This window comes from Amycolatopsis orientalis (genome assembly GCF_000943515.2).
Lineage (GTDB): Bacteria > Actinomycetota > Actinomycetes > Mycobacteriales > Pseudonocardiaceae > Amycolatopsis > Amycolatopsis orientalis.
In genome coordinates, this window is sequence record NZ_CP016174.1 from 8,351,256 (window position 1) to 8,373,775 (window position 22,520).

The 22,520-nt window shown below is 64.6% G+C and carries 23 protein-coding genes; 16 read left to right on the forward strand and 7 right to left on the reverse strand.

Annotation, left to right across the window (positions count from 1 at the left end):
• Window positions 1-38: 38 nt before the first annotated feature.
• Window positions 39-464 (reverse strand): DoxX family protein, encoded by a 426-nt coding sequence (locus tag SD37_RS36250; RefSeq protein ID WP_037316109.1) that lies wholly within the window; start codon window positions 462-464, stop codon window positions 39-41.
• A 172-nt stretch (window positions 465-636) separates the two neighbouring features.
• Between SD37_RS36250 and SD37_RS36255 the strand changes: the two genes are divergently transcribed.
• Window positions 637-1,095: a hypothetical protein gene (locus SD37_RS36255; protein WP_044854573.1), complete on the forward strand. Its 459-nt coding sequence runs from the start codon at window positions 637-639 to the stop codon at window positions 1,093-1,095.
• On the opposite strand, the gene SD37_RS36260 is transcribed toward SD37_RS36255, so the two are convergent.
• The gene (locus SD37_RS36260) at window positions 1,043-1,471 is read right to left on the reverse strand and encodes a hypothetical protein (protein WP_044854572.1); all 429 of its coding nucleotides are present in this window, start codon (window positions 1,469-1,471) and stop codon (window positions 1,043-1,045) included. The two genes, SD37_RS36255 and SD37_RS36260, sit on opposite strands and share 53 nt — an antisense overlap.
• Before the next feature lie 848 nt (window positions 1,472-2,319).
• Here SD37_RS36260 and SD37_RS42290 point away from each other — a divergent pair.
• The 14 genes from SD37_RS42290 to SD37_RS36320 all read left to right on the forward strand — a co-directional run bounded on the left by SD37_RS42290 (window position 2,320) and on the right by SD37_RS36320 (window position 15,158).
• A complete protein-coding gene (locus SD37_RS42290) occupies window positions 2,320-3,306 on the forward strand; it encodes a HamA C-terminal domain-containing protein (protein WP_083255180.1) in 987 nt (328 codons plus the stop codon).
• Window positions 3,303-5,867, forward strand: coding sequence for a DEAD/DEAH box helicase (locus SD37_RS42295; protein WP_145926815.1), 2,565 nt, complete (start codon window positions 3,303-3,305; stop codon window positions 5,865-5,867). The genes SD37_RS42290 and SD37_RS42295 overlap by 4 nt, the downstream gene beginning before the upstream one ends.
• Window positions 5,868-5,946: 79 nt before the next feature.
• Window positions 5,947-7,185: a helix-turn-helix domain-containing protein gene (locus tag SD37_RS36265; protein WP_044854571.1), complete on the forward strand. Its 1,239-nt coding sequence runs from the start codon at window positions 5,947-5,949 to the stop codon at window positions 7,183-7,185.
• Window positions 7,186-7,190: 5 nt separating this feature from the next.
• On the forward strand, window positions 7,191-7,751 hold the full coding sequence (locus SD37_RS36270; RefSeq protein WP_044854570.1) for a flavoprotein: 561 nt from the start codon (window positions 7,191-7,193) through the stop codon (window positions 7,749-7,751).
• A 17-nt stretch (window positions 7,752-7,768) separates the two neighbouring features.
• Window positions 7,769-8,107, forward strand: a complete 339-nt coding sequence (locus tag SD37_RS36275; protein ID WP_044854569.1) for a hypothetical protein — start codon at window positions 7,769-7,771, stop codon at window positions 8,105-8,107.
• 160 nt (window positions 8,108-8,267) lie between these two features.
• Complete coding sequence (locus SD37_RS36280) at window positions 8,268-8,564, forward strand: hypothetical protein (protein ID WP_044854568.1); 297 nt, start codon at window positions 8,268-8,270, stop codon at window positions 8,562-8,564.
• 23 nt (window positions 8,565-8,587) lie between these two features.
• On the forward strand, window positions 8,588-9,049 hold the full coding sequence (locus SD37_RS36285; RefSeq protein ID WP_044854567.1) for a hypothetical protein: 462 nt from the start codon (window positions 8,588-8,590) through the stop codon (window positions 9,047-9,049).
• Between the two features lie 294 nt (window positions 9,050-9,343).
• Window positions 9,344-9,577 (forward strand): hypothetical protein, encoded by a 234-nt coding sequence (locus tag SD37_RS36290; RefSeq protein ID WP_044854566.1) that lies wholly within the window; start codon window positions 9,344-9,346, stop codon window positions 9,575-9,577.
• 1 nt (window position 9,578) lies between these two features.
• A complete protein-coding gene (locus SD37_RS36295; RefSeq protein WP_044854565.1) occupies window positions 9,579-9,833 on the forward strand; it encodes an AMED_5909 family protein in 255 nt (84 codons plus the stop codon).
• A gap of 308 nt (window positions 9,834-10,141) precedes the next feature.
• Entirely contained in the window at window positions 10,142-11,704 is a 1,563-nt protein-coding gene (locus SD37_RS36300) for an FtsK/SpoIIIE domain-containing protein (protein ID WP_044854564.1), read from the forward strand.
• A complete protein-coding gene (locus SD37_RS36305; RefSeq protein ID WP_044854563.1) occupies window positions 11,701-12,087 on the forward strand; it encodes a hypothetical protein in 387 nt (128 codons plus the stop codon). Before SD37_RS36300 ends, SD37_RS36305 begins: the two co-directional genes overlap by 4 nt.
• A complete protein-coding gene (locus SD37_RS36310; protein WP_044854562.1) occupies window positions 12,087-13,706 on the forward strand; it encodes a replication initiator in 1,620 nt (539 codons plus the stop codon). Before SD37_RS36305 ends, SD37_RS36310 begins: the two co-directional genes overlap by 1 nt.
• A 10-nt stretch (window positions 13,707-13,716) precedes the next feature.
• Complete coding sequence (locus tag SD37_RS36315; RefSeq protein ID WP_044854561.1) at window positions 13,717-13,908, forward strand: helix-turn-helix transcriptional regulator; 192 nt, start codon at window positions 13,717-13,719, stop codon at window positions 13,906-13,908.
• Entirely contained in the window at window positions 13,908-15,158 is a 1,251-nt protein-coding gene (locus tag SD37_RS36320; protein WP_044854560.1) for a tyrosine-type recombinase/integrase, read from the forward strand. Before SD37_RS36315 ends, SD37_RS36320 begins: the two co-directional genes overlap by 1 nt.
• A gap of 44 nt (window positions 15,159-15,202) precedes the next feature.
• On the opposite strand, the gene SD37_RS36325 is transcribed toward SD37_RS36320, so the two are convergent.
• Window positions 15,203-16,375, reverse strand: a complete 1,173-nt coding sequence (locus SD37_RS36325) for an acyl-CoA dehydrogenase family protein (protein WP_007031887.1) — start codon at window positions 16,373-16,375, stop codon at window positions 15,203-15,205.
• 106 nt (window positions 16,376-16,481) lie between these two features.
• On the opposite strand from SD37_RS36325, the gene SD37_RS36330 reads away from it, so the two are divergent.
• Window positions 16,482-18,131 carry a class I adenylate-forming enzyme family protein gene (locus SD37_RS36330; RefSeq protein WP_044854559.1) on the forward strand — a complete coding sequence of 550 codons (1,650 nt, stop codon included), beginning with the start codon at window positions 16,482-16,484 and terminating at the stop codon, window positions 18,129-18,131.
• A 70-nt stretch (window positions 18,132-18,201) separates the two neighbouring features.
• Here SD37_RS36330 and purE read toward each other — a convergent pair whose 3' ends face one another.
• Genes purE through SD37_RS36350 form a run of 4 tightly spaced genes read right to left on the reverse strand, consistent with a single transcriptional unit; the run spans window position 18,202 to window position 22,495 of the window.
• Complete coding sequence (purE, locus tag SD37_RS36335) at window positions 18,202-18,699, reverse strand: 5-(carboxyamino)imidazole ribonucleotide mutase (RefSeq protein WP_044854558.1); 498 nt, start codon at window positions 18,697-18,699, stop codon at window positions 18,202-18,204.
• A 10-nt stretch (window positions 18,700-18,709) separates the two neighbouring features.
• Window positions 18,710-19,894 (reverse strand): 5-(carboxyamino)imidazole ribonucleotide synthase, encoded by a 1,185-nt coding sequence (locus tag SD37_RS36340; protein WP_044854557.1) that lies wholly within the window; start codon window positions 19,892-19,894, stop codon window positions 18,710-18,712.
• A 47-nt stretch (window positions 19,895-19,941) separates the two neighbouring features.
• Window positions 19,942-21,147: a glycosyltransferase 87 family protein gene (locus SD37_RS36345; protein ID WP_044854556.1), complete on the reverse strand. Its 1,206-nt coding sequence runs from the start codon at window positions 21,145-21,147 to the stop codon at window positions 19,942-19,944.
• Window positions 21,122-22,495: a glycosyltransferase 87 family protein gene (locus SD37_RS36350; RefSeq protein WP_044854763.1), complete on the reverse strand. Its 1,374-nt coding sequence runs from the start codon at window positions 22,493-22,495 to the stop codon at window positions 21,122-21,124. The genes SD37_RS36345 and SD37_RS36350 overlap by 26 nt, the downstream gene beginning before the upstream one ends.
• Window positions 22,496-22,520: the final 25 nt, after the last annotated feature.

Consider the following 22,520-nt stretch of genomic DNA (forward strand, 5'->3'; position numbering starts at 1 on the left):
CAAATTTTGCAAGGAAAGGTCCTTTCATAGCACGCGGGTCAGGCGTCCTGAAGCTGCTTCGCCTCACGCTTGCGCCCGAAGAGCACGTGGTCGAGCGAGAGCTTCCCGGCGTTGAAACCGAGTGCGAGCCCGGCGACCGCCAGGACGAGGACCAGCTCGTAACCGCCCTGACCGGTCAAGCCGTTGTCGAGGTGCACCGAGAGCAGAGCACCGACGGAGACCACGACGAAGCCGAGGCCCACCAGCGGCGTCAGGAAACCGACGATGAACAAGATGGCTCCCACGATCTCCACCGCGATCGCGAAGATCGCCGCCAGTGTCGGCAGTGGGATTCCTGTCTGCTCGAAGAACTTCGCGGTGCCGTCGATCCCGTTATCCCACTTCTGCAGGCCGTGGGCGAGGAACACCACACCGACCCCGATCCGGCCCAGCAGGAGGGCGACATCCTTGAAACGAGCGAACATCGGGTATCAGCTTTCTGATCGGTGAATATTCAACTTACCCGGATCACGGTAGGGCACCGGGCGCCCCGGACGGCACCTCCGGAGCGTGATCGACAGGTATCCGACAGGAACAGAACCCGGTCGGCGGCATCTCCTCCACGTTATCCCCGCCCCGACAGGCAGAATCTCCTCCGTGAGGGATGAACGTCTGACCGGCATGTGGACGGATGAAATCTTGCATCCGGGCAGTGTCGAGTCCGTCGATCTGGTGTTCCGCCGCGACGGCTCAGGATGGCTCTACTGGTCGAGCTGGAGCACCGAGTTCGCGGTGTCCCGCTTCACTTGGGCGACGCTCACGCCGGGCGAATTGGTCTTCAGATTCCACCGCACCCTCGGCGGGACTTGGGCGAACAACGACGGTGTCCTGCGCCACGACGTCGAGTCAGACGAGAAAGAAGAATCCGTGATCGAGACCGGCTACACGATCGCGCCCGGCGAGGCCCCGTACAGCACGCCGGTGACCCTGCTCTCGCTGGCTCACCCGCTGACCGAGCACCTGGCGGGCGCGCGGTTCGCGTGGGTCGAGAAGCCGGATTCGGTCAGCGATCCGTCCGCCGGTGCTCCGCGGCCAGACCCGTCCAGCCACCGCTGACCGCCAGCACTTCGAGCACCCGCTCGGCGTGCTCGGCGAAACCGGCCAGATCCGCGTGCAGCAAGGCGATCCGCTCGGCTTCAAGCGGGATCTCGTCGTCGGCCCACAACTCGATCACCGGACTGGCGGTGAACACGAGGAACTGAATGATGCGGATGAACTCCTCGGACGGCTCGGTTACCGCCTTGCGGTAACCCGTCTCGATCTCGTCGCAGGCCGCGACCAGCTCGCGCAACGGCCTCACCACGTCGGCCGCCGTCCCATCCCACGCGGCCGACGGCCACGTGCGATCCCCGAGTTCGAGCCACAACCGCCAGCCGGCGATCAGCTCGGCCTCGTCGTGCGGTGTCCACGACACCGGAGCGGACCAGAACATCCTTCGAGAGTGACAGGGTCCGCGCTTGATCGCCGCCCCTCCGTGAAGCATCTCACCGAAGCGCGATCTCACACCCGCCTTTCGTCCTCTAACTGCGGTAGTTGTACGCGCAAGCACCGCATTTCGTCCTCTAAATGCGAAGTCTTCGGCGCCGGAAACGCAGTGAAGGGGGCCGTAACGTACTTGACCGAGGGCGTCAGCCCTCGAGCAGCGCGCGCTATGACCATGCGCTGGAGTTGGTTGGTGCCTTCGTAGATCTGGGTGATCTCTCGGCCGGTTTCGGGCTTCCTGGCGATCTTGCCTGAAAACAGCCTCTGAGCTGCTTAAACGTCTCTCGGCAGTTCTCGGTGGATCTTGGCTCTACCCGACGTCTGACGGCCTGTAGACGGCCTGGCGAAACCCTGCCCACATCTCTCCCTTCATCCCGATACGAAGCCAGCATGCGGCCGGTGGCATCGGGTCAAGGCACGCCTTCCAGCCTTGACGCGGTGTTACCGGCCGTTGTCACGATCAGGCGTCGGGGTGAAGGAGATCGACAACCGCGCGTAACAGGTGGCGATACATCGCCGACCGGTATGTCACGACGCTCGTTGAGGAGGGCCGACGTTGGCAATGGGGACATGTGCGCCGCCGCTGGGTGGCGCTGCGCAAAGTGACTCGCTGGCGGCCGCGTCGCCCGGCCGGTGGGCGGAGCGGAGCGGCAGCCCGCCGTGTCGGGAACCGGCGCGGCCGCCCAGGCGAGTGGCTACTGATGCGCCCCTGTGCGCCGCCCAGCGGCGGCGCACCCTTGATCCTATAGAGCCAAGTTCGGCAGGCCATCAATTTGGCAAAGGCATAGCGGTGACGGCATGACGGATATACCAGCAGAGATCTCAGGCGAGAGTCTGCGCCAAAATGGGGTGACCGCTTGGCTAGCTGACTCCGTCGATCGAGCTGCACGTGTTCAGCCTGACGGGGTCGGCAACTTCTTATGCACAGTGGGAGACCCCATCCTTCTAGATGGAACAAAGGCTACTGTGCGCACTCATTTCGTAGTCAAAGACGCAAATGGCTATCCGCGAGTTAAAGCTCTAAGTGAGAAGCTTGCCACTCTCGCAATAGACTATTGCATCCCGCGGTCTAGACTAGAAGAAGCAAATCTCTACTACGAACAAACAAGGTCAGCCGAGAAGTTCTCGCAGCTCCACAAGGAAGCTGTGAACCTATTCACTAGCTTAGAAAAGTCCGGCGAGGGTGGAGAGCTGCTTCTTTACTTCTTACTCGAAGCCATACTTAAATTGCCGCAAATTCTATGCAAGATGCCACTGAAGACCAGCCGACAGATGCATGTACATGGGACCGATGGGCTTCACGCAAAAGTATTACCTGGCGGGAATATTGCATTATACTGGGGCGAGTCCAAAATGCATGCAACGGTATCGTCGGCGGTGGACGACTGCTTTAAAAGCATCGCACCATTTTTGGTGGGCGAGATGTCGGATGTAAGGACCCGAGATCTACTGCTGATAAGAGACCACCTGGATATGGGCGCGCAAGAAGTGACCGACGCTCTTGTGAGATACTTCATCTCAGACAACCCGGAGGCTGGAAAAATTGAATTTCGAGGCGCATGCCTCGTTGGGTTCGATATGGACAACTACCCAACACCGCATGACGCCGATGGGATTTCAATACGGAAGGAGATTGCCACAGCAATGCAGAAGTGGTCAAAAAGAATCCTTAAACGGGTGACCGAACACGAGTTACTCTCGTTTGAAATTGAGATCTTCTGCATTCCAGTGCCTTCCGTTGATGAATTTCGCGCCAACGTGCGATCCAGCCTGGGGCTGAAATGACGACAGCCGAGATAGCAAATGAGATACTGAGATCACGCCGTTTTTCTTCAACTATGACTACGGTAGCAAGAAACTCAGTTTTCGATACCCTGTCTGGTGTCGAGGCTACTCGTAGTCGCGAGGAAGTAGACTGGAACTTTGCACTATTCTGCGCGAGCGCAATCGGCGCTGACGCTTCCGACGCTGCCCAAGATGCCGCGCTGCGGATAGCGCAAGGTTGCCTAATGAGCAACACTTCACAGAATCACCACCGCGAAGCAGCAGCAATCCTCTTGGAGAGGATGGGAAATCGACCTGCTTTGTCTTTGGCTGTCGATCGCGAGCTCGTAGATTCAGATTCTTGGCTGAATTCTCCCGCACCACTAAAGCTAGACATTTTACGACGCCGCATGGAGTTGACTATTGGAACCAGCTCCGGCGAATCTATTACGGCCAACTTGTTTCAGCGCCAGTTCTGGAATGCGGCGCTTCGAAGCTCGTGGATCAGCGTGTCCGCTCCAACTTCTGCTGGAAAATCGTACATTGTCAAACGATGGTTTCAAGAGAAAATCACAATATCCGATGCTTTGACCTGCGTCTATCTAGTTCCGACACGCGCGCTCATCGAAGAAGTAAGTAACGACCTTCGCAGGGACCAGGGATTTGCTCGGGTTGGCATCCATACGCTGCCCTGGGATTCGAGCATAGGAAGTAACGCAAGAGAAGTCCACGTCGTAACCCAGGAGCGCCTGCATGTGCTCCAGCAAAAGTTTCCATTATTCGCCCCTGGCGTAGTATTTGTGGATGAGGCACAAAAATTCGGCGATGACTCACGTGGCGTTCTCCTTCAGAAGGTACTCGTTGAGACTGTTAGGAGAAACCTTGATACACAGGTAATGCTAGCAAGTCCTTTGTCGGATAATCCCGAGTTATTACTTGACTACGCACCATTGTCCGCCACAAAGATCGCAGTTTCTAGCGGCAGCGCAACCGTAAATCAGAACCTGCTTTGGGTCAACCAGAAGCGCGGCAAAACAACGCGCTGGACCATAGATCTGGTAGTTGCCGGAGAAGTCACCCAGATTGGCGAGTTTTCGCTTCCCAGCCGACCGAGCCCCGAGAGCAGGCGACTTCCTTTAATTGCAGCAACACTTGGCCGCAAAAGTACAGGGAATGTCGTCTACGTAAATGGTGCAGCAGAGGCCGAGAAGGCTGCGCTTCAGATTCGGGACGCAGTAGTGGGCGACCCTGATTTTGACGGCGACAGTGACCAAGAGCTACTAAACCTTCGCGATCTTGTAATGAAGACAATCCATCCAGATTATGCCCTCGCTGCCGTACTACGGAGACGCGTGGCGTTTCACTATGGAAACATGCCTCTCATTATTCGCGCAGAAATTGAGCGACTATTCAGAATAGGCAAGCTGCGATATCTCGTGTGCACTTCCACGTTGCTAGAAGGCGTCAACCTTCCATGCCAGAACCTGTTTGTGCGCGGCCCTCAAAAAGGAAACGGTCGCCCAATGTCTTCAGCTGATTTTTGGAACTTAGCTGGCCGCGCAGGACGCTGGGGAAAGGAATTCCAAGGCAACATAGTTTGTGTTGATACTACCGTTGCCAGGAAGTGGGCGGAGGTGCCGCGTGTAAGATCGCGGCAACCGCTTCGGCGCGCCTCGGACGACGTGATTGGGGAATTCGACAAGCTAATAGACTTCATCACAGCCGGGGCACCGATCGACCGAAAGAACCGTTGGCCAGTTGCCGAATCTGTTTTCAACTTGGTGGCCGACAATCTCTTGCGAGGCCGACACATTGCCGAAATATCCGGTCTTGGTTTAAGTGAATCCGCGGCAGAGCGCCTTGAAACGGTAGTTACTACCGCGTTGTCTCATGTGGATATCCCTCCGAGCATCGTGAGCAAGCATTCTGGCATTAGCCCACTTTCGATGCAGCGCCTTCTTGATTACTTCCGTGAACACGATGCACCAGAAAGACTGCCCCTGACGGCACCAGAGGACGATGACGCAGCCAGCGTTTACGTTCAGGCGATATCGAGAGTGGCAAGGTTTCTCGGCGGAAACTTTGGACCCCAGGGCCGCCGAATGCAACTGGCCATACTATTGATCAACTGGATGAGAGGCCGGCCTCTAGCTCAGATTATCGCGAGCCGAGTCGCTTACAATATCAAGAGACCCAAACCTGAAAGTCTAAGCGCTGTTATTCGCTCAACCATGTCCGATGTAGAGCAAATCGCAAGGTTTGAAGCTCCAAAATTTTTGGGATGCTATGTAGACATACTGCGATATCATTTCGGGGAAAACGCGCCTGAATCATTTTCAGAGTTGCCCGATATTGGCATGATGCTTGAGCTTGGGGTTTCGCGTGTAACAGAACTTTCATTGATGACTATTGGTCTATCTCGCACTAGCGCTGTCGGAGTTTCCGAATATATTTCGGCTGATGATCTACAGCCAGACCAGTGCCTAGAGTGGCTCCGAGACGCGGAGCTTGGGGCACTCGATCTACCTGTGCTAGTACGGAGAGAAATAGATGAGGTTCTGGCGGCTGCGTTGGCAAGTTGACTCGGCCTGGCTTTGCCGTTGGGAAGAGCGGCCAGCCTGGACCGGACGGCACGTAGACCAACGCTGTTAGCCTGGGGGTATGCGTGGTGCGGGTGATCAGCTCAGCATCGGGGAGCGTATTGCCTTCTACCGGCGGCGGCGTGGTCTGTCGCAGGCGGTTCTTGCTGATCTGGTAGGCCGTACTGAGGACTGGTTAAGCAAGATCGAGCGCGGCGAACGTGAGATCCGGCGTCTGGATGTGCTGGCCGACGTCGCGCGGGGCCTACGGGTGACGCTGGGAGATCTCCTTGGCGAACCGGTGCTGATGGAGGATGAGGACAAGAACGACGACGTCCCGGCCATCCGAGACGCGCTCATGGCTCCCCGTCGTCTGTCCCGCACGCTGTTCTCTTCGGCCATGTCGCCGGAGTACATCGACCCGGCCCCCGTGGCACGGCTGGTGGAAGGTGCCTGGTCCAGCTACCAGAAGGGCGACCTCGGTCGCGTCGTCGCCGCGCTACCGGGCCTGATCAAGACCAGCCAGGGCATGGAGTCCGCCTCGGCCGACGACGCGGCCTACCGGCGGGCCTGCGCAGCGGTGTCGGCACGCGTTCACCACCTGGCCGCGACCACTTTGAGCAAGATCGGTGAAGCTGACCTCGCGTGGATCGCGGCAGAGCGCGCCATGCAAGCAGCCGACGAGGCCGATGATCCCCTGGTGCTGGCCTCGGCTGCCCGTTCTGGTACTCACGCGCTCCTGGCGGTCGGCCGGTTCGATGACGCGCTTGAGCTGGGCGACGTCGCCGCGAAGTGGCTGGTCCCGAGGATGCGCGATGGTGATCCGGCAGCTCTGAGTCTCTACGGAATGCTCTACCTGCGGACGGCCGTCGCCGCTGCTCGGCAACAGGACCGGTCGACGGCCAACGAACTGCTGTCTCACGCGGGCCGCGCGGCTGATCAGCTCGGCGTGGACGCCAACCATTGGCAGACCGGGTTCGGTCCGGCCAATGTCGAGCTTCACCGGTTGTCGGCGGCGCTGGATCTGGGCGACATTTCGCAGGTGATCGAGTGGGCTCCGAGGATCACCGTCGACCACCTCCCCGTGGAACGCCAGGTCACACACCTGATCGACTTCGCGCGGGCGTTGAGCCTGGTGGCGAAGGATGACGAGGCGTTGTCGGCGCTGCTGACGGCGGAGCAGAAGGCGCCGGGGATCGTCCGCCACAGCACGGCGGTGCGGGAGGTCGTGCGGTCGATGTATCGCCGTGCTCCGGCGACGGCTGGTAAAAAGTCCTCGCCCTTGTTGGCGTTGGCTGAGCGCTGCGGCGCGGTGAGGTAGGTCGGGTGGCATCGCGTGTTCTGAGCCTGGTGGGCTCGGGTGCTGGTGGTGTTGAAGATCTTCTTCCGCGCGTGATCCGGCCCCTCCAAGCGGACGGCTGGACGGTCGCGGTGACCTTAACCCCGACGGCGGGGCGCTGGCTGGACGAGAACGGCGGACGTGCCGAGATCGAGGAGGCCACCGGGTTCCCGGTCCGGGTCGAGTCCCGCTCGCCGGCCGAATCCAGCCCTCATCCTGCGCCGGACTGCTACCTGGTCGCGCCCGCCTCGGCGAACATGGTCGCCAAGCTCGCAATGGGCATCGCCGACAATCAAGCTCTGACGCAGGTCAACGAGGCCATCGGAACCCTGAACCTGCCAGTCGTCGTCTTCCCGCGCGTGAATGCCGCGCACGCTCGTCACCCGTCCTGGGAAACCCACATCGACGCGCTTCGGCGTGCTGGCGTGCGTCTCGTGTACGGGGACGACGTGTGGCCGCTGCACGAACCGCGGAGCGCTCCAGGGCGAGAGCTGCCCTGGTCAGCCGTACTTTCCGCGGTGAACGCAGCGGTCCCCTCGCCGGGCTAGCTCGGTAAGATCGACGTGTGACAGCTGCATCTGGGGAACGGCCGAAACCCATCGATCAGTGTCAGGACGTTCAAGAAATCCTCGACCAGATCCGGCTGCGGCCGGGGATGTGGCTGCGGCAGCGGTCTTTGCGGGACTTGGAGAGCATCCTCTTCGGCTACGGCGTCGCCCTGGACGTTCACGGACTTGATGAGACGTTCGCGATGGGGGCTGTCGGTCCGTTCGCCCAATGGATCGAGGCTCGCTTTGGCTGGTCGATGTGTGCAGGGTGGGCGGTTGCCATCGAGGCGCATGCCGACGGTGAGGAACCGCTGAAGGTGTTCTTCCGCCTCCTCGACGAGTACCGGGCCTCCTGAACCCGGCTACGTCACGCCAGGTGGGCCGTCATTTCTGAGGACGCTCTCCCTCGCTAGTCCCTACCCGGACAGTTTGTCCGGGGTGAGGCTGCTCACTGGGTGTCTCCTGTGTTCAGCGCGCCCGACCGGGCTCGCCGAGACCGAGACATCGGGAGAGCACATGGGCATTCACGTGGTGATTCAGCCCCTCGTCGGCTACGGCGCGGCGGTGGTTTCACCCTCTCCTGGCGTTCGTCAGCTCGTCGCCGGAAGCGAAGAGACCTCCTTCATTGTCCAGGTGCCCGCCCGTATCGGCGGCCTGATGGACACCGCACGGTTCGCGCAGAGTCTCGCGGCCGCTGCCAGCGAGTTCAGCGAGTGGTGCGAAACCCAGCACCGCACGCGCTCGCATTCCTCCTCCTTCCATGACCAATGGTCCGACGCTGCCGACGAAACCGTCACGCGCAAGAACGACTGATCACACGCACTTAGGAGCAACAAATGGCTATCTACAAGGGTTTCCGGTTCCCCATCGAGTTCGACGAGGCGTTCGGCCAGGGCTTGGTCATGGTCGGTGAGGTGTCGCCGGACAACGAGTACCAGTCACGAGAGGACCGGTCGTCGGGTCGTCCGGCGCGGCAGCGGGTCGACGAGGTGACGGGCAAGCGTCAGTGGAAGGTCACGGTGACCGACCCGGACGAGGTCAAGGCGAAGCGCGCGTCGTTCGAGATCACGTTGCTGGCCGATGTGCAGCCGGTGCCGACCACGTCGGAGGTGCTGCCGGGTATGCGGCCGATCGAACTGGAGGGCCTGACGGCTGAGCCGAAGGTGGCTGGTCAGGGCGAGTTCAAGTACCAGTCGTACACGTTCCGCGCGACCGGCTTCAAGGCTGCGGCCGCTAGCGGTGCGTCGAAGTCGGGCCGGGCCTCAGGTTCCGCTGAGTCGACGCCCAAGGCTGCGTGATGCCGGGCGGGGTGCCGGGGAGCCACCGTGTGGCCGTGGTTCCTCCGCACCTGGTCCAGGCGTGGGAGATGGCCTACCACCACTACAGCGCACTGAGGGCGCACGCGGTCGACTCCGTGGCGGCGCATGACCTGGCCGTTGCTTCCCTCGCGGTGGCGTCGGCCTGGCGGGACCTCGCTTCGGAAGGCCAGTTGCCGTGGTGGGTGCTCGCGGCCGTGACAGCGGCGGCTGAGGGATTCGAGGAGAACGCGCGGTCGTGGGAGATCCGCGCTCACAGTGAGGAGGAGCAGGGCCGTGGCGTTCAACGCGATGTGGAAGCCGGGGCCGCAGGCGGTCGCGGGGATGCAGGGCAATGGTTCGGCGAACCCGGCCCTGGTGATCTACCTCGATCCGGACAGCCTGGCGATCCTGCCGCCGTCCGACCCGGCCGCGTGGCCGGAATTCATCCGGCTCCTTCGCCAAATCCGCGACAGCGCGGACGAACTGGCCGTGTTCCTCGGCAAGCACGCGAAGGCCGAGGAGGTGTGAGGTGACGACCCCGGGCCGGAATGAACCGCAGACGCTGGCGGACGCACATGCCGTCGCTTCCGCTCGCCGCCCGAAACCCGGTTCGAACCTGGCGACGTGGCTGAAATTCCACAAAGAGAACGCGCGCATGTATCAAGCCGTGTCCGATGTGGACCGTGCACACCACCACGAACTCAAGTACTGGGTCGGGTATGAGGAACGAAAGGCCAACGAGGTGGCCGCGCAGATCCAGAAGGAGAAGTCGCAAGCCAGCTAGAAACTGAACAACAGAGCGAAAAACGCACGTGGGGACGTGCGGCGTACAAACACGTCCTCAAACGCTTTTCTTGTCCTGTAAGGCGCAGAAGCGGAATCCGGCTACCAACCTTGCCGCTCCTGCGCTGTCCACAACCTCTGGAAGTGAACAATGACAACGCTAAACGATGGCAACAAGCGACCGCTAGACGGGGTCACCCGAACGCGCTGCACGGTCTGTAAGCGGTTCGCGAAGCTCCTGCCCGGTGAGACCGAATGTGCTCCCTGCCGGGGAATGCTTCCGCTGGACCTGACCGGCGGTGGTCGCCGATGAACGGGATCGGCTTTCTTCTCATCGGCGGTGGAGTGCTCGGTGTGGCCGTTTGGCTGCTGCACAAGATCGGTCGTGCTCTCGCCTCGATTTTGGAAGTCTTGGCGGCGGCCGCACTGGTGTTCATCGCCCTCTGGTGGCTGCTGAAATCGTTGATGTGTCTGGGAAAGCAAGTCATCACGCGCTGGCGGACCAGCCTAGCCGTGGTGGCGTTCATGGCGTGGTGGCAGTACCTCGGGTGGCTGTCACTGGCGATCGTGACGGGCTCGGTCGTCGTCGTGCTGACGTCGTGGCGTCTGATCAACGTGATGTCCTATGACCAGCACTGCGGCCGGTTCCTGCGGTCCTGGTGGATGCGCTGGGCGGTCTACGCGCGCAAGCTCCCGGCCTGGCTGCACACCTGCGGGCTGAGCATCCGGGACGAGACGCTGCCGGTGGAAGTGACGGTGAACCTGGTCGGCCGTCGACGTTTGCTCTCCCGCAAGGCCGCTTCAGCCTCTCGCGCTGTGCAGGTGCCGAAGGTGCTGAAGGTCCGGTCGGGTCCGTCGTGGGATGAGGTGCGAGTGCAGCTCGTTCCGGGGCAGAAGCCCGAGGACTTCGACGAAGCCGCGCGGGCGCTGGCTGTGGCGCGCAAGGTCAAGCGGTGCCAGGTGCGGGAGTTGGAGCCCAACGTGGTCTCCATCGACTTCCAGCGCCGTGACCTACTCAAATCCGCGGTGACCTCCCTGCCGGTTCCTGACCTGGTGTCCCCCGATGGGCTCGGCGTGGATCTGCGTCATGTGTGGTCCGGGACCACGGAGTACGGCTCGGACTGGCGGGTTCCGCTGGTCGGCTCGGGCGCGCACTGCCTGACCGCTGGCGCGACCGGATCGGGCAAGAACTCGGTCATGTGGTGCCCGCTGGTGTCGGCCGCACCCGCGATCCGGTCCGGTGTGGTCCGGGTGTCCGGCATCGATCCCAAGGGGATGGAACTCGCCTACGGACGCGGGATCTTCGCCCGGTACGCGGTGACCGGCAAGCAGGCGCTCGAACTCCTCGACGGCCTGCTTGAGGAGATGGAAGCCCGCAAGCACGAGTTCGCCGGACGCGTGCGGATGATCCCGATCAGCGTCGAGCATCCGCTGGAGGTTCTGGAGTTCGACGAGATCGGCGCGCTGACCAAGTACACCGACCGCAAGACCCGTGACGCGATCGTGGAAAAGGTCGCGCTCCTCACCACGCAGGGCAGGGCCTTGGGGATCACGGTGCGCGGCTACGTCCAGGAACCCACCAAGGACACCGTCCCGGTTCGTGAGCTGTTCCCGCGCCGGGTCTGTCTGCGGGTGACCTCGAAGACGCATGTCGGGATGGTCCTCGGCGACGGCGCTTACGAGCGCGGGGCGTGGGCGAACCGGATCGGTGATTCCGAAGCCGGTGTCGGCTACGTCTGGGGCGAAGGCGTCCGTGAGCCCCTGCGCGTCCGGGCCGGATGGGTCGCCGACGAGGAGATCAAGGCCCTGGAGACCTACGTGACCAACTGTGGCACTCACGTGGTTGGACTCTCCGAAGGGAGGGCGGCATGAACCGGCTAATGGTGTTCCTCGACGCGATCCGCGACCACCTGGACTCGTTCGCTCTGCCTCCGGCCGCGTCCGTGCGGGTTGGGGTGGGTCCTGATCCGATCACGGTGCAACTCGACTCCGACCGCCTGGAGGACGTAGCCCGTGGGCTGCTCACCTGGGCTGCCTCGCTCGACGACGTGACGGCCTCGCTGTGGCGTCCTGAGGGTGGCGGGTCGGTGCACCTGGAACTCAGCGGCCGGACTCCCTGCGGCATCCCCGTGGTGGTCTACGGCGGCGTCTGGTTCGACGAAGCGACCTTCCCGGACCTGCCTGCGGGGATGCGGCAGGAAATGCCGGTGTTCGTACTGCGGCAGTGGAACAGCCCCGGGGAGGTGGCCGCCTAATGAGCACCCACGAATCCGCGGTGACCATGCCGGCCAAAACCCGGGCCGCTCGGATGCGGGAACCCCTGGCGTCGGACGTGGTGAAAGCGACCGCTGAGAAGCACGGAGTCTGTGTCCGGCCGTTCACGATGGAGGTCGGCGACACCGACACCGGAGAACTTCGCTACGTCCCCGTTCCCTGCGGCTCGACGGTCGAATCGGTGTGCCTGCCGTGTGCTCGGAAGGCGAAGGCGCTGCGGCAGGTTCAGTGCCGTGAGGGCTGGCACATCGACACCGAACCGGACTTCACCCCGGAACCGCCTTCCGAGGTCCAGACGGAGTTGCTGGCGTTCCGGGCTGATCTCGTCGCCGCTTACCGGCAACAGACGGACCAAGAGGAAGCCGAGGAACTGCGGGAGGAGATCCAGAGTGTCGATGAGGAACTTCGGCAACTCGGGATGCGGGGCCGCCTTCCGTCGATCGACCTGCCCGCAAAGAAGGCGGTGAAGCGGTCGACCAAGAGGCGGCAGGACGCGCCGAACCTCCCTCGCCGGAAGGTCGCCAAGACCACCGTGGGCCGGGAGTACGCGGGGCGGTTCCGGCCGTCGATGTTCGTCACGCTCACCTGCGACACCTACGGCCCGGTCCGCTCCGACGGCGCTCCCGTCGTCCCAGCGACCTATGACTACCGGCGGGCGGCTCGGGACGCCGTGCACTTCTCCGCCCTGGTCGATCGGTGGTGGCAGAACCTGCGGCGCGTGGTCGGCTGGGACGCGCAGTACTTCGCGACCGTGGAGCCTCAACGGCGGGCAGCTCCGCACTTGCACGCGGCTGTTCGGGGATCGGTCCCGCATGACGTGATCCGCCAAGTCACCGAAGCGACCTATCACCAGGTCTGGTGGCCCAACCATGACCAGGTCGTCTACGTCGATCGGATGCCGCTCTGGGACGGCGACCGCCGAGTGTTCGTCGACCCCGACACCCGCGAACCACTGACCGACTGGGACGACGCTGTCGAAGCCGTGGAAGACCCGGCACACGTGGTCACCTTCGGACGCCAGGTCCACTCCAAGGGCATCCTCGGCGGCTCCGAAGAAGCCGGACGACACATCGGCTACCTGACCAAATACCTCACCAAATCCACCGGTGAGGTGGTCGAGGCAGACACCGTGCGGCAACGCGATCACCACGACCGGCTGCACGCGGAACTGTCAGTGACACCCTGCTCGCCTCGCTGCGCGGTCTGGTTGCTGTACGGGATCAATCCCAAGGGCGCCAACGGAAAGACGACTCCGGGGCACTGCAAGGGGCGGGCTCATCGGCGAACCACCCTCGGCCTGCCGGGGCGTCGAGTGCTGGTGTCGCGCAAGTGGTCGGGGAAGACGCTCGTCGACCATAAGGCCGATCGAAAGGCGTTCGTCCTGGAGGCGCTGGCGGCGGTCGGGATCGAGAAGCCTGCGCCTGATCCGGCTCGGCTGGTGTGGCGCAAGGTCGACTCCGGCGATCCGTCCGTGCCACCTCGGGACCACCTGGTGATGCACGCGATCTCCGAACGCATCACATGGAAGGCCGAGTACGACAGAGCGCTACTCGCCGCACAAGACCCGCCAGATCTTTCGGCAACTCCACTAGCAGCCTGAGGGGGACGACATGGACAACGTGAGCAAGGTGGACCGGCTCTGGTCGGTCGAAGACGTCTCGGCCTACCTCGGGGTACCGGTCAAGACGCTCTACCAGTGGAAATGGCTCGGTGAAGGCCCGCCAGTCCGCAAGATCGGCCGTCATCTGCGGTACGACCCGACCAAGGTCCGCGCCTGGAGCACAGACGAGGCGGCGGCCTGATGGGACACATTCAAGATCGCTGGTATCGCCCCGCCCGTGACGAGGAGACCGGAAAGGTCATCCTCAACGGGCGGGGCAAGCCCGTGCTCGAAAAGACCGAGCTGTACGGCATCGGCATGCGGTACAAGGTCCGCTACCTCGACCCCGACAACGAAGAGCGCTCGAAGTCCTTCCCGGACAAGCAAAAGAAGCGCGCCGAGAACTTTCTCATCGGTGTGGAGGCAGACAAGCGAGAAGACAAGTACATCGATCCGCGGGCGTCGTTAAAGGTCTTTCGTAAGCAGGGCGAGAACTGGCTCAAGGCCACCTCACCCGACCCGGCCACCCGCGAGATTCTGCGTAGCCGCCTGGAAAGCCAGATCTACCCAACCTTCGGGCATCTGAAATTCGGCCAGATCAAGCCGTCCACCATCCGTGACTGGGTGGGCGACATGGACGAACGGGGGCTCTCCTCCAACTATCAGGTCGTCCTGTTCACCATCGTGGCCGGCGTGCTGGACTCAGCGGTGGACGACAGGCTGATTCGAGAGAACCCCTGTCATGCCAAGACGGTTCGCCGACCTGTTGGCGAAAGCCCGCCGGTGGTCGTGTGGCCGGAGGAGCGAGTGCACAAGGTGCGGAAGGGGCTCGCCGAACGGTTCCGCATCGCCGTGCCGCTGGGCTCCGGGCTGGGTCTGCGGCAAGGGGAGATTCTTGGGTTCTCGCCGGACGACGTCGACCGGGACGCGATGGTCGTCCGCGTTCAACGACAGATCAAGACCGTCAAGGGCGTGATGATGTTCGCGCCGCCCAAGGGCGGGAAGACTCGAACTGTGCCACTCTCCCCCGCCATGCTCGCCGAGATCGACGACCATGAGGACCGGTTCCCGTCCGTCGCGGTTACACTTCCCTGGCGGAAGCCAGACGGCGAACCCGTGACGGTCCGGCTCCTGATGACGGGGGAAGACGGGCGGCTCTACACCGGAGACCTGTTCACAAAGGTCGTGTGGCAGGGCGCGTTCAGGGCGGCGGAGATCGCCTACCGTGGCCGGGCGGACGGCATGCACGCGCTGCGGCACTTCTTCGCCTCGACGCTGCTGTCTCGCGCCGTGTCGATCAAGGAACTCGCCGAGTACCTCGGCCACTCCGATGCCGGGTTCACCCTGCGGACTTACACGCACCTCGTCCCGTCGAGCCACGAGCGGGCTCGGCAGGCGATCGACGCGGTGTTCGGGCGGCCTGATGCCCATGACGGCCTGGAGGCGGCCTGATCATGAGCAGCCAGAGCCGCCCGAACTACCGGATCAAGATCAAATCAGCCCTTGAGCAGGGCGCGAGCCATGACCATGCGCTGGATCTGGTTGGTGCCTTCGTAGATCTGCGTGATCTTCGCGTCACGCATCATGCGCTCCACTGGGAAGTCGCGCGTGTAGCCCGCGCCACCGAAGAGCTGCACGGCGTCCGTCGTCACCGACATCGCGATGTCCGACGCGTACGCCTTCGCGGCCGCGGCCATGTAGCCGCCGCGCTTGTCGCCGCGCTCGGTCGCCGCGGCGGAGGCGTAGACGAGGTTGCGGGCGGCCTCGATCTTGATGCCCATGTCGGCCAGCATGAACTGGACGCCCTGGAACTCCGAGATCGACTTGCCGAACTGCTTGCGCTCCTTGACGTACGCGATCGACGCGTCGAGGGCGCCCTGCGCGATGCCCAGCGCCTGCGCGCCGATGGTCGGGCGGGTGTGGTCGAGGGTGCGCAGCGCGGTCTTCAGGCCGGTGCCGGGCTCGCCGATGATGCGGTCGGCCGGGATGGTGCAGTTCTCGAAGTGGATCTCGCGGGTCGGCGAGCCCTTGATGCCGAGTTTCCGCTCCTTCGAGCCGACGGTGAAGCCGGGGTCGTCCTTGTGCACGACGAACGCGGAGATGCCGTTGGCCTTCTTCTCGGCGTTGGGGTCGGTCACCGCCATCACGGTGTACCAGGACGATTCACCCGCGTTGGTGATCCAGCACTTGGTGCCGTTCAGCACCCAGTGATCGCCGTCGAGCTTCGCGCGGGTGCGCATCGACGCGGTGTCCGAGCCGGCTTCGCGCTCCGAAAGGGCGTACGACGCCGAAGTCTCACCGGAGGCGATCGACGGCAGAACGAGCTTCTTGAGGTCTTCCGACGCCGAAAGAATGATCGGCTGGGTGCCCAGCTTGTTGACCGCCGGGATGAGCGACGCCGACGCGTCGACGCGCGCGACCTCTTCGATCACGATGCAGGCGCCGATGGCGTCCGCGCCCTGGCCGTCGTAGGCCTCGCCGATGTGGACGGCGTTGAAACCCGACTTGACCAGTGCGTTGTACGCCTCGATCGGGTAGCGCTCGTTCTCGTCGACCTCGGCCGCGTACGGCTCGATCTCCTTCTCAGCCAGCGCACGGACCGCGGCCCGCAGCTCTTCGTGCTCCTCGGCAAGCTGGTACAGACCCGGGCCGTCAGACACCTTCGTCACCTCTTCGTAACCGCGAATGGGAGTTTGACCGATGTTAGCGCTCGTTCACATCGTGCGACATCGCGAGCGCTTGTGTCTTTGGCCGCAAAGTCCGTACGTTCGGGTGATGCAGCTCACTCAGCTTCCCAGGTCGCTCGACTATCCCGAGGTCCCGGTCGGCTCGATTCTCGCCGGCGCCGCTGCTCGCTGGGGCTCCCGTACGGCCTTCGCCCACGGAGACCAGAGCCTCACCTTCGCCGAAACGTTCAGCTCGGCCTGCAGGTTCGCGAACGCGCTGCGCGCCGAGGGCATCGGCCGGGGCGACGTCGTCGCGCTCCATTTGCCGAACTGCCTGGCGTACCCGGTCGCGTACTACGGAACGCTGCTCGCGGGCGCCACCTTCACCCCGGCGAATCCCCTGCTCCCGCCGGAGGACCTCGCCTTCCAGCTCGCCGACGCCGGTGCGGTCGCGGCCGTCACCGTCGGTCCCGTCGCGCGTGTGCTCGCTTCGATCCGTGAGCGGACGTCGGTACGGCTGAGCATCGTCGTGCACCCACCCGGGACAGCGGGCGAGGACGAAGTCGAGTTCACGAAGTTCTACGCCGATCACCCGGACGAGCGACCGGACGTGGAGATCGACATCTATCGCGATCTGGCCCATCTGGCGTACACCGGCGGTACGACGGGTCTGTCGAAAGGCGTTTGCCTGCCGCATCGGAACGTCGTGGTCAACAGCCTGCAGAGTTCCTGCTGGCGACTGGGCGCGGTCCCGGCGGTCGACGGTTCGGGAGAGGTGATCGTCGAGCAGCTCGGCGGCCCGGAGGAGTGGCCCGCCCGGATCGGCACGGGAATCGCCCTCAACCTGACGCCGTGGTTCCACGCGATGGGCACCATCGCCGCGCTCAACGTCCCCCTGCTCGACGGCGGCACGATCGTCCTGCACGACCGCTTCGACCCGGCCGCGTACGTGGCGGACGCCGAGATGCTGCGGGTCACCACCATCGGCGGCGCGCCCGCGCTGTTCGCGGCGCTGCTCGCCTGCCCGGCGTTCCACACGGCCGATCTGTCGTCGGTGCTGACCATCGGCTCCGGCGCGGCGCCGATGAACCACGAGATGATCCGCGCGCTGCAGAACCGCTTCCCCGGCGTGATCATCACCGAGGGCTACGGCCTCACCGAGGTCACCATGGGCGCGGTCATCGCGCCGTCCCACCGTTCCGGTACGCGGAAGGTCGGCTCGGTCGGCCTTCCGTTGCCGGACACCGAAATCAAGATCGTCCCTGCCGAAGGCGGCGAAGATTCCTTACCCGCCGGGGAACGCGGCGAGGTGTGCATACGCGGGCCGCAGGTGATGACCGGCTATCGCAACCGCCCGGAGGAGACCGCGGCCGCGCTCGTCGACGGCTGGCTGCACACCGGCGACATCGGCGTCCTCGACGAGGACGGCTACCTGTCTATTGTGGACCGTAAGAAGGACATGCTGCTGTACAAGGGATACAACGTCTTTCCCCGCGAACTCGAAGAGTTGCTGATCACCCTGCCCGGTGTCGCAGCGGCGGCCGTCGTCGGCAAACCGGACACCGAGGTCGGTGAACTGCCGGTCGCGTTCGTGGTCCGCAGCGACGAGAACGTCACGGCGGAGCAGCTCATGGAGGCGGTGGGCGCCCGGGTGCTGCCGTACAAACGACTGCGGGCGGTCCATTTCGTCGACCAGATCCCGGTGTCGGCCGCCGGGAAGGTGCTGAAGCGGGAACTGCGGAAGCAACTCGCCGACTGAATCTCCCGCGTTTCGTCCTCTGGATGCGGTGATTCGACCTCGAACTATCGCATCCAGAGGACGAAACGCGTCAGCCTTCGACGCGTTTGCGCAGGGCCGCGTCCTTGTCGAGCACCAGTTGCTCGAGATCCGCCTGGAACCGGGCCATCTTCGCCTGCAGTCCCTCGTCGGAAGCGGCGAGGATCCGCACCGCGAGCAGACCGGCGTTCCGTGCTCCGCCAACGGAAACCGTCGCGACCGGGACCCCGGCCGGCATCTGCACGATCGACAGCAGCGAGTCCATGCCGTCGAGGTACTTCAGCGGCACCGGCACGCCGATCACCGGCAGCACCGTCGCCGACGCGACCATGCCCGGCAGGTGCGCGGCACCGCCGGCACCCGCGATGATCACGCGCACGCCGCGCGAAGCGGCCGACGTCGCGTAGTCGAGCATCCGCTGCGGAGTGCGGTGCGCCGAGTAGACGCCGACCTCGTATTCGACGTCGAACTCGGCCAGCGCCTGCCCGGCCGCCTCCATCGTCGGCCAGTCCGAGTCGCTGCCCATGATCACGCCCACCTGCGGCGCCATGCTCACACTCCTAGTGAATCTCGTAGCCGTCGAGCCAGACGGCGTGGGAAAGCCAGTGCGCGGAGAGCAGCGCGCGGTCGCGCAACTCCTCCATGCGTTCGCCCACGAAATTGACGTGGCCGAGTTTGCGGCCGGGACGCTCTCCCTTGCCGTACAGGTGAACGCGGACGTCCGGGTACCGCGCGAACAGGTGATGCAGCCGCTCGTCCGGTCCCATTTCGGGCGCTTCGGGGGCACCGAGGACGTTCGCCATCACGCAGGCGGGGGCGATCAGATCGGTCACCCCGAGCGGATAATCGAGCACGGCACGCAGATGCTGCTCGAACTGCGACGTCTTCGAGCCGTCCTGCGTCCAGTGTCCCGAGTTGTGCGGGCGCATGGCGAGTTCGTTGACCAGCAGGCCTTCGTCGGTCTCGAACAGCTCGACGGCGAGCAGGCCGGTCACGTTCAGCGTCGCGGCGATCCGCAGCGCGAGATCCTGCGCCTCCTGCGTGCGCGCGGAACTCAGCCCCGGCGCGGGCGCGAGCACCTCGGTGTTGATCCCGCCGGACTGCACGGTCTCCACCACCGGCCACGCCGCGCCCTGCCCGAACGGGGACCTCGCCACCAGCGCGGAGAGTTCGCGCCGCATGACGACCTTTTCCTCGACCAGCAAAGGGGTTCCGGCGTCGAGCAGTTCGGGGACGGTCTCGCGCGCGTGCTGCGCGGTGTCGAGCATCCAGACGCCGCGGCCGTCGTAGCCGCCCTGCGCCGCTTTGAGCACGACCGGCCAGGAGTGCTTGTCACCGAAGGAGATCACATCGTCCACAGAGGACACTTCGGCGAAATCGGGGCCGGGGATCTCGAGTCCGGCCATCATCTCGCGCATGACGAGCTTGTTCTGCGCCATCGACAGTGCGGCCGGATCGGGCCGGATGGTGACGCCTTCCATCGCGAGCGTCAGCAGGTGCTCGCCGGGGACGTGCTCGTGGTCGAAGGTCAGCACGTCGACCCCGGCGGCGAACGAGCGCAGCGCTTCGAGGTCCGTGTGATGCCCGTGCACGACCTCGCCCGCGACGAGGCCGGCGGATTCGTTCTCCCCGGCCGCCAGCACACGCAGGGACTGGCCGAGGGAGATCGCCGCCTGGTGGGTCATCCTGGCCAGCTGCCCGCCGCCCACCATGCCGACGATCGGAAGACCGGTTCGCTTGTCCACTACTGCCGCACTCTCCCGCTCCGAAAAAGCCGATGCCGCGGATGAGATTACTTGGCCGCCACCGCCACGACCTGGGCGGACCCGCGCCGCAGCTCCCGGACGGCCAGCCCTGTGATGGCCGTCGCAGCCGCGAGGACGTAGACGTTGCCGAGCAGCGACCAGCCCAGCCCCCAGCCGAACTCGGTGTCCCCGCCGTTGGGCACGAACATGATCACGCCGCTCACGAACAGCGCCGCGGCACCCGCGGCCGGAACCCACGATCGGCGGACGACGAGCAGGACGAGCAGCGGCACCGTCCACACCCAGTGATGGGACCAGGACACCGGCGAGAGCAACAGTCCGTAGAACGCGGTCACCAGCAGCGCGCCGACCGGGTCACCGCTGCGGTGCAGGCGCACGACCAGCCAGACCGCGGGGACGGCCAGGACCGCGGCGATCGCGATGGCCACCGTCAGCGACCAGGGCGCGAGTTCCGAAGCGCGGTTCACCAGCCCGTTGAGTGACTGATTGAAGATCCAGTGCACGGAGCCGACCCGGCTGGGATCGGTGGCCGACTCGGTCCAGAACCGGACGGCGTCGCCGGGGATCACCGCGAACATCACGGCTTCGAGCACGACGAACGTGCCGAGCGCCCGCAGCGCGTCCTTCCAGCGGCCGGTGAACAGCAGATGCGGCACGAAGATCAGCGGCGTCAGCTTGATCGCCGCCGAGATCCCGATCAGCACCCCGGCCCAGCGCGAACCGCGCGCCGAAAGCACCAGGACGTCGAGGACGATCAACGCCATCAGGATGAGGTTGATCTGCCCGAGGAAGAGCGTTTTCCAGACCGGCTCCAAGGCCAGCGCGCCCGCCGTGGCCAGCGGCAGCACCCACCACCGGGTGATCGGGGCACCGCAGGCGCGGGCGACGGCGGAGATCACGACGCTGAGGCAGACCAGCGAGAGCGCGCCGACGACGCCCCAGGTCAGGCCGGCCGGCACGATCGCCAGCGGCAGGAACAGCGGGGCCGCGGCCGGGGTGTAGGTGAACGGCAGCAGCACCCACGGCGGCAGCGTCGTCAGCGCCTCGCGAGTGTAGAGCGGTTCGCCCTTCAGCAGGGTGAGCGCGCCGGCGCGGTAGACGGCGCTGTCCGCGCCGAGGTGCCATTCGCCGAGCCACGCGACGACGCCCAGCACGAGCATCGCCAGGGCGAGCGCACCCGCCAGCGCGATCCCGACGACGCGGGGTTCAGCCGCCGGTCGCGATTTCAGCATGCTCGTCGTTGTCCCCCACAGCGTTGCCCCCCGACGCCGAATGCCGCTTCCTCCGCAGGAGCCACCACCGCCCGGCGAGCGCGAGCGCCAGCACCAGCGGCATGAAGATGTACGCGCTGCCGAGGATGTTCTGCCACACCTTCCAGTGCAGCTCGACGTTGCGGCCGTTCGGCAGGATCAGCAGCACGCAGCTGATGAAGACGAAGAACACCGCGAAGGTGCCGAGCCAGCGTTTCCACGCGGTGGCGGGCGTGGTCTGCGGCAGGCGCGACACCAGCAGCACGACCAGCGGCGCCACCCAGACCCAGTGGTGCGTCCAGGAGATCGGCGAGATCAGCAGGATCCAGAACGCCGTCACCAGCATCGCCGCGAGCGCCTGGCCCTTGCGGTGGAAGCGCAGCACCAGCCAGATCGCCGGGATCGCGAGCAGCGCGCCGATCCCCATCGCCGCCTTCGACGCCCAGGGCGCGAGTTCGGTGAAGCGGTTCATCAGCGCGTTCAGCGACTGGTTGCCCGCCCAGTGCACCGGGCCGATACGCCCGGTGTCGGGCAGCGTGTAGGTCCAGTACCGCGCCGCGTCGTGCGGGATGATCAGGAACATCAGGCCCTGCATCACGACGAACGTGATGAGGCCGCGGACGGCGTCCATCCGGCGGCCGGTGATGAACAGGTGCCCCAGGAAGACGATCGGGGTCAGCTTCACCGCGGCCGCGACGCCGACCAGCACCCCGCCCCAGCGGCTGCCCCGGGCGCCGATGACGAGGATGTCGAGCATCACCAGCGCCATCAGGATCAGGTTGATCTGCCCCAGGAAGATCGTGCGCCACACCGGCTCGAGGCCGAGGAACACCAGGAAGAACGCGATCGTCGAGCGGGCGGGCGAGGCCCACCAGCGGGGGCCGTCGGCCGAGGGCTTCGGCAGCGCGCCGATGGCGATCCGGACGCACAGCGCGAGGGCGAGCAGCGAGACCGCGGTCAGCAGGCCCCAGGCGACCTGGGTCGGGACCAGCGCGAGCGGGACGAACAGCAGGGCGGCCGTCGGCGGATAGGTGAACGGCAGCAGCGCCCACCACGGTTCCACCGGAAGTGTGTTGGCGTCGTACAGCGGATCGCCGTTCAGCAGGGTCTCGGCGCCGGCGCGATAAACCGCGCTGTCCACGCCGAGCACCCATTCGTGTTGCCAGCCCCAGATGCCGAAACCGATCGCGACCAGCGGAATCACCGAAAGGATCAGGATCGATCTCGGCCGGACGGACAAGCGGGCGAGCGACTTGCGCAACGAGAGACGATGCTGCGGTCGGCTCGCCGAAACGTCGCCGTTCGGATCGGCGGAAACAGTCCGGGTCACGGAACCAGGAAATCATGAACCGGGT

What these genes read in the sequence shown, in the direction of transcription:
- SD37_RS36250 (WP_037316109.1), bottom strand. Translation starts at nt 464, where the DNA reads ATGTTCGCTCGTTTCAAGGATGTCGCCCTCCTGCTGGGCCGGATCGGG.
- SD37_RS36260 (WP_044854572.1), bottom strand. Translation starts at nt 1,471, where the DNA reads ATGTTCTGGTCCGCTCCGGTGTCGTGGACACCGCACGACGAGGCCGAG.
- SD37_RS42290 (WP_083255180.1), top strand. Translation starts at nt 2,320, where the DNA reads ATGACGGATATACCAGCAGAGATCTCAGGCGAGAGTCTGCGCCAAAAT.
- SD37_RS42295 (WP_145926815.1), top strand. Translation starts at nt 3,303, where the DNA reads ATGACGACAGCCGAGATAGCAAATGAGATACTGAGATCACGCCGTTTT.
- SD37_RS36265 (WP_044854571.1), top strand. Translation starts at nt 5,947, where the DNA reads ATGCGTGGTGCGGGTGATCAGCTCAGCATCGGGGAGCGTATTGCCTTC.
- SD37_RS36280 (WP_044854568.1), top strand. Translation starts at nt 8,268, where the DNA reads ATGGGCATTCACGTGGTGATTCAGCCCCTCGTCGGCTACGGCGCGGCG.
- SD37_RS36285 (WP_044854567.1), top strand. Translation starts at nt 8,588, where the DNA reads ATGGCTATCTACAAGGGTTTCCGGTTCCCCATCGAGTTCGACGAGGCG.
- SD37_RS36300 (WP_044854564.1), top strand. Translation starts at nt 10,142, where the DNA reads ATGAACGGGATCGGCTTTCTTCTCATCGGCGGTGGAGTGCTCGGTGTG.
- SD37_RS36305 (WP_044854563.1), top strand. Translation starts at nt 11,701, where the DNA reads ATGAACCGGCTAATGGTGTTCCTCGACGCGATCCGCGACCACCTGGAC.
- SD37_RS36310 (WP_044854562.1), top strand. Translation starts at nt 12,087, where the DNA reads ATGAGCACCCACGAATCCGCGGTGACCATGCCGGCCAAAACCCGGGCC.
- SD37_RS36315 (WP_044854561.1), top strand. Translation starts at nt 13,717, where the DNA reads ATGGACAACGTGAGCAAGGTGGACCGGCTCTGGTCGGTCGAAGACGTC.
- SD37_RS36320 (WP_044854560.1), top strand. Translation starts at nt 13,908, where the DNA reads ATGGGACACATTCAAGATCGCTGGTATCGCCCCGCCCGTGACGAGGAG.
- SD37_RS36330 (WP_044854559.1), top strand. Translation starts at nt 16,482, where the DNA reads ATGCAGCTCACTCAGCTTCCCAGGTCGCTCGACTATCCCGAGGTCCCG.
- purE (WP_044854558.1), bottom strand. Translation starts at nt 18,699, where the DNA reads ATGGCGCCGCAGGTGGGCGTGATCATGGGCAGCGACTCGGACTGGCCG.
- SD37_RS36345 (WP_044854556.1), bottom strand. Translation starts at nt 21,147, where the DNA reads ATGCTGAAATCGCGACCGGCGGCTGAACCCCGCGTCGTCGGGATCGCG.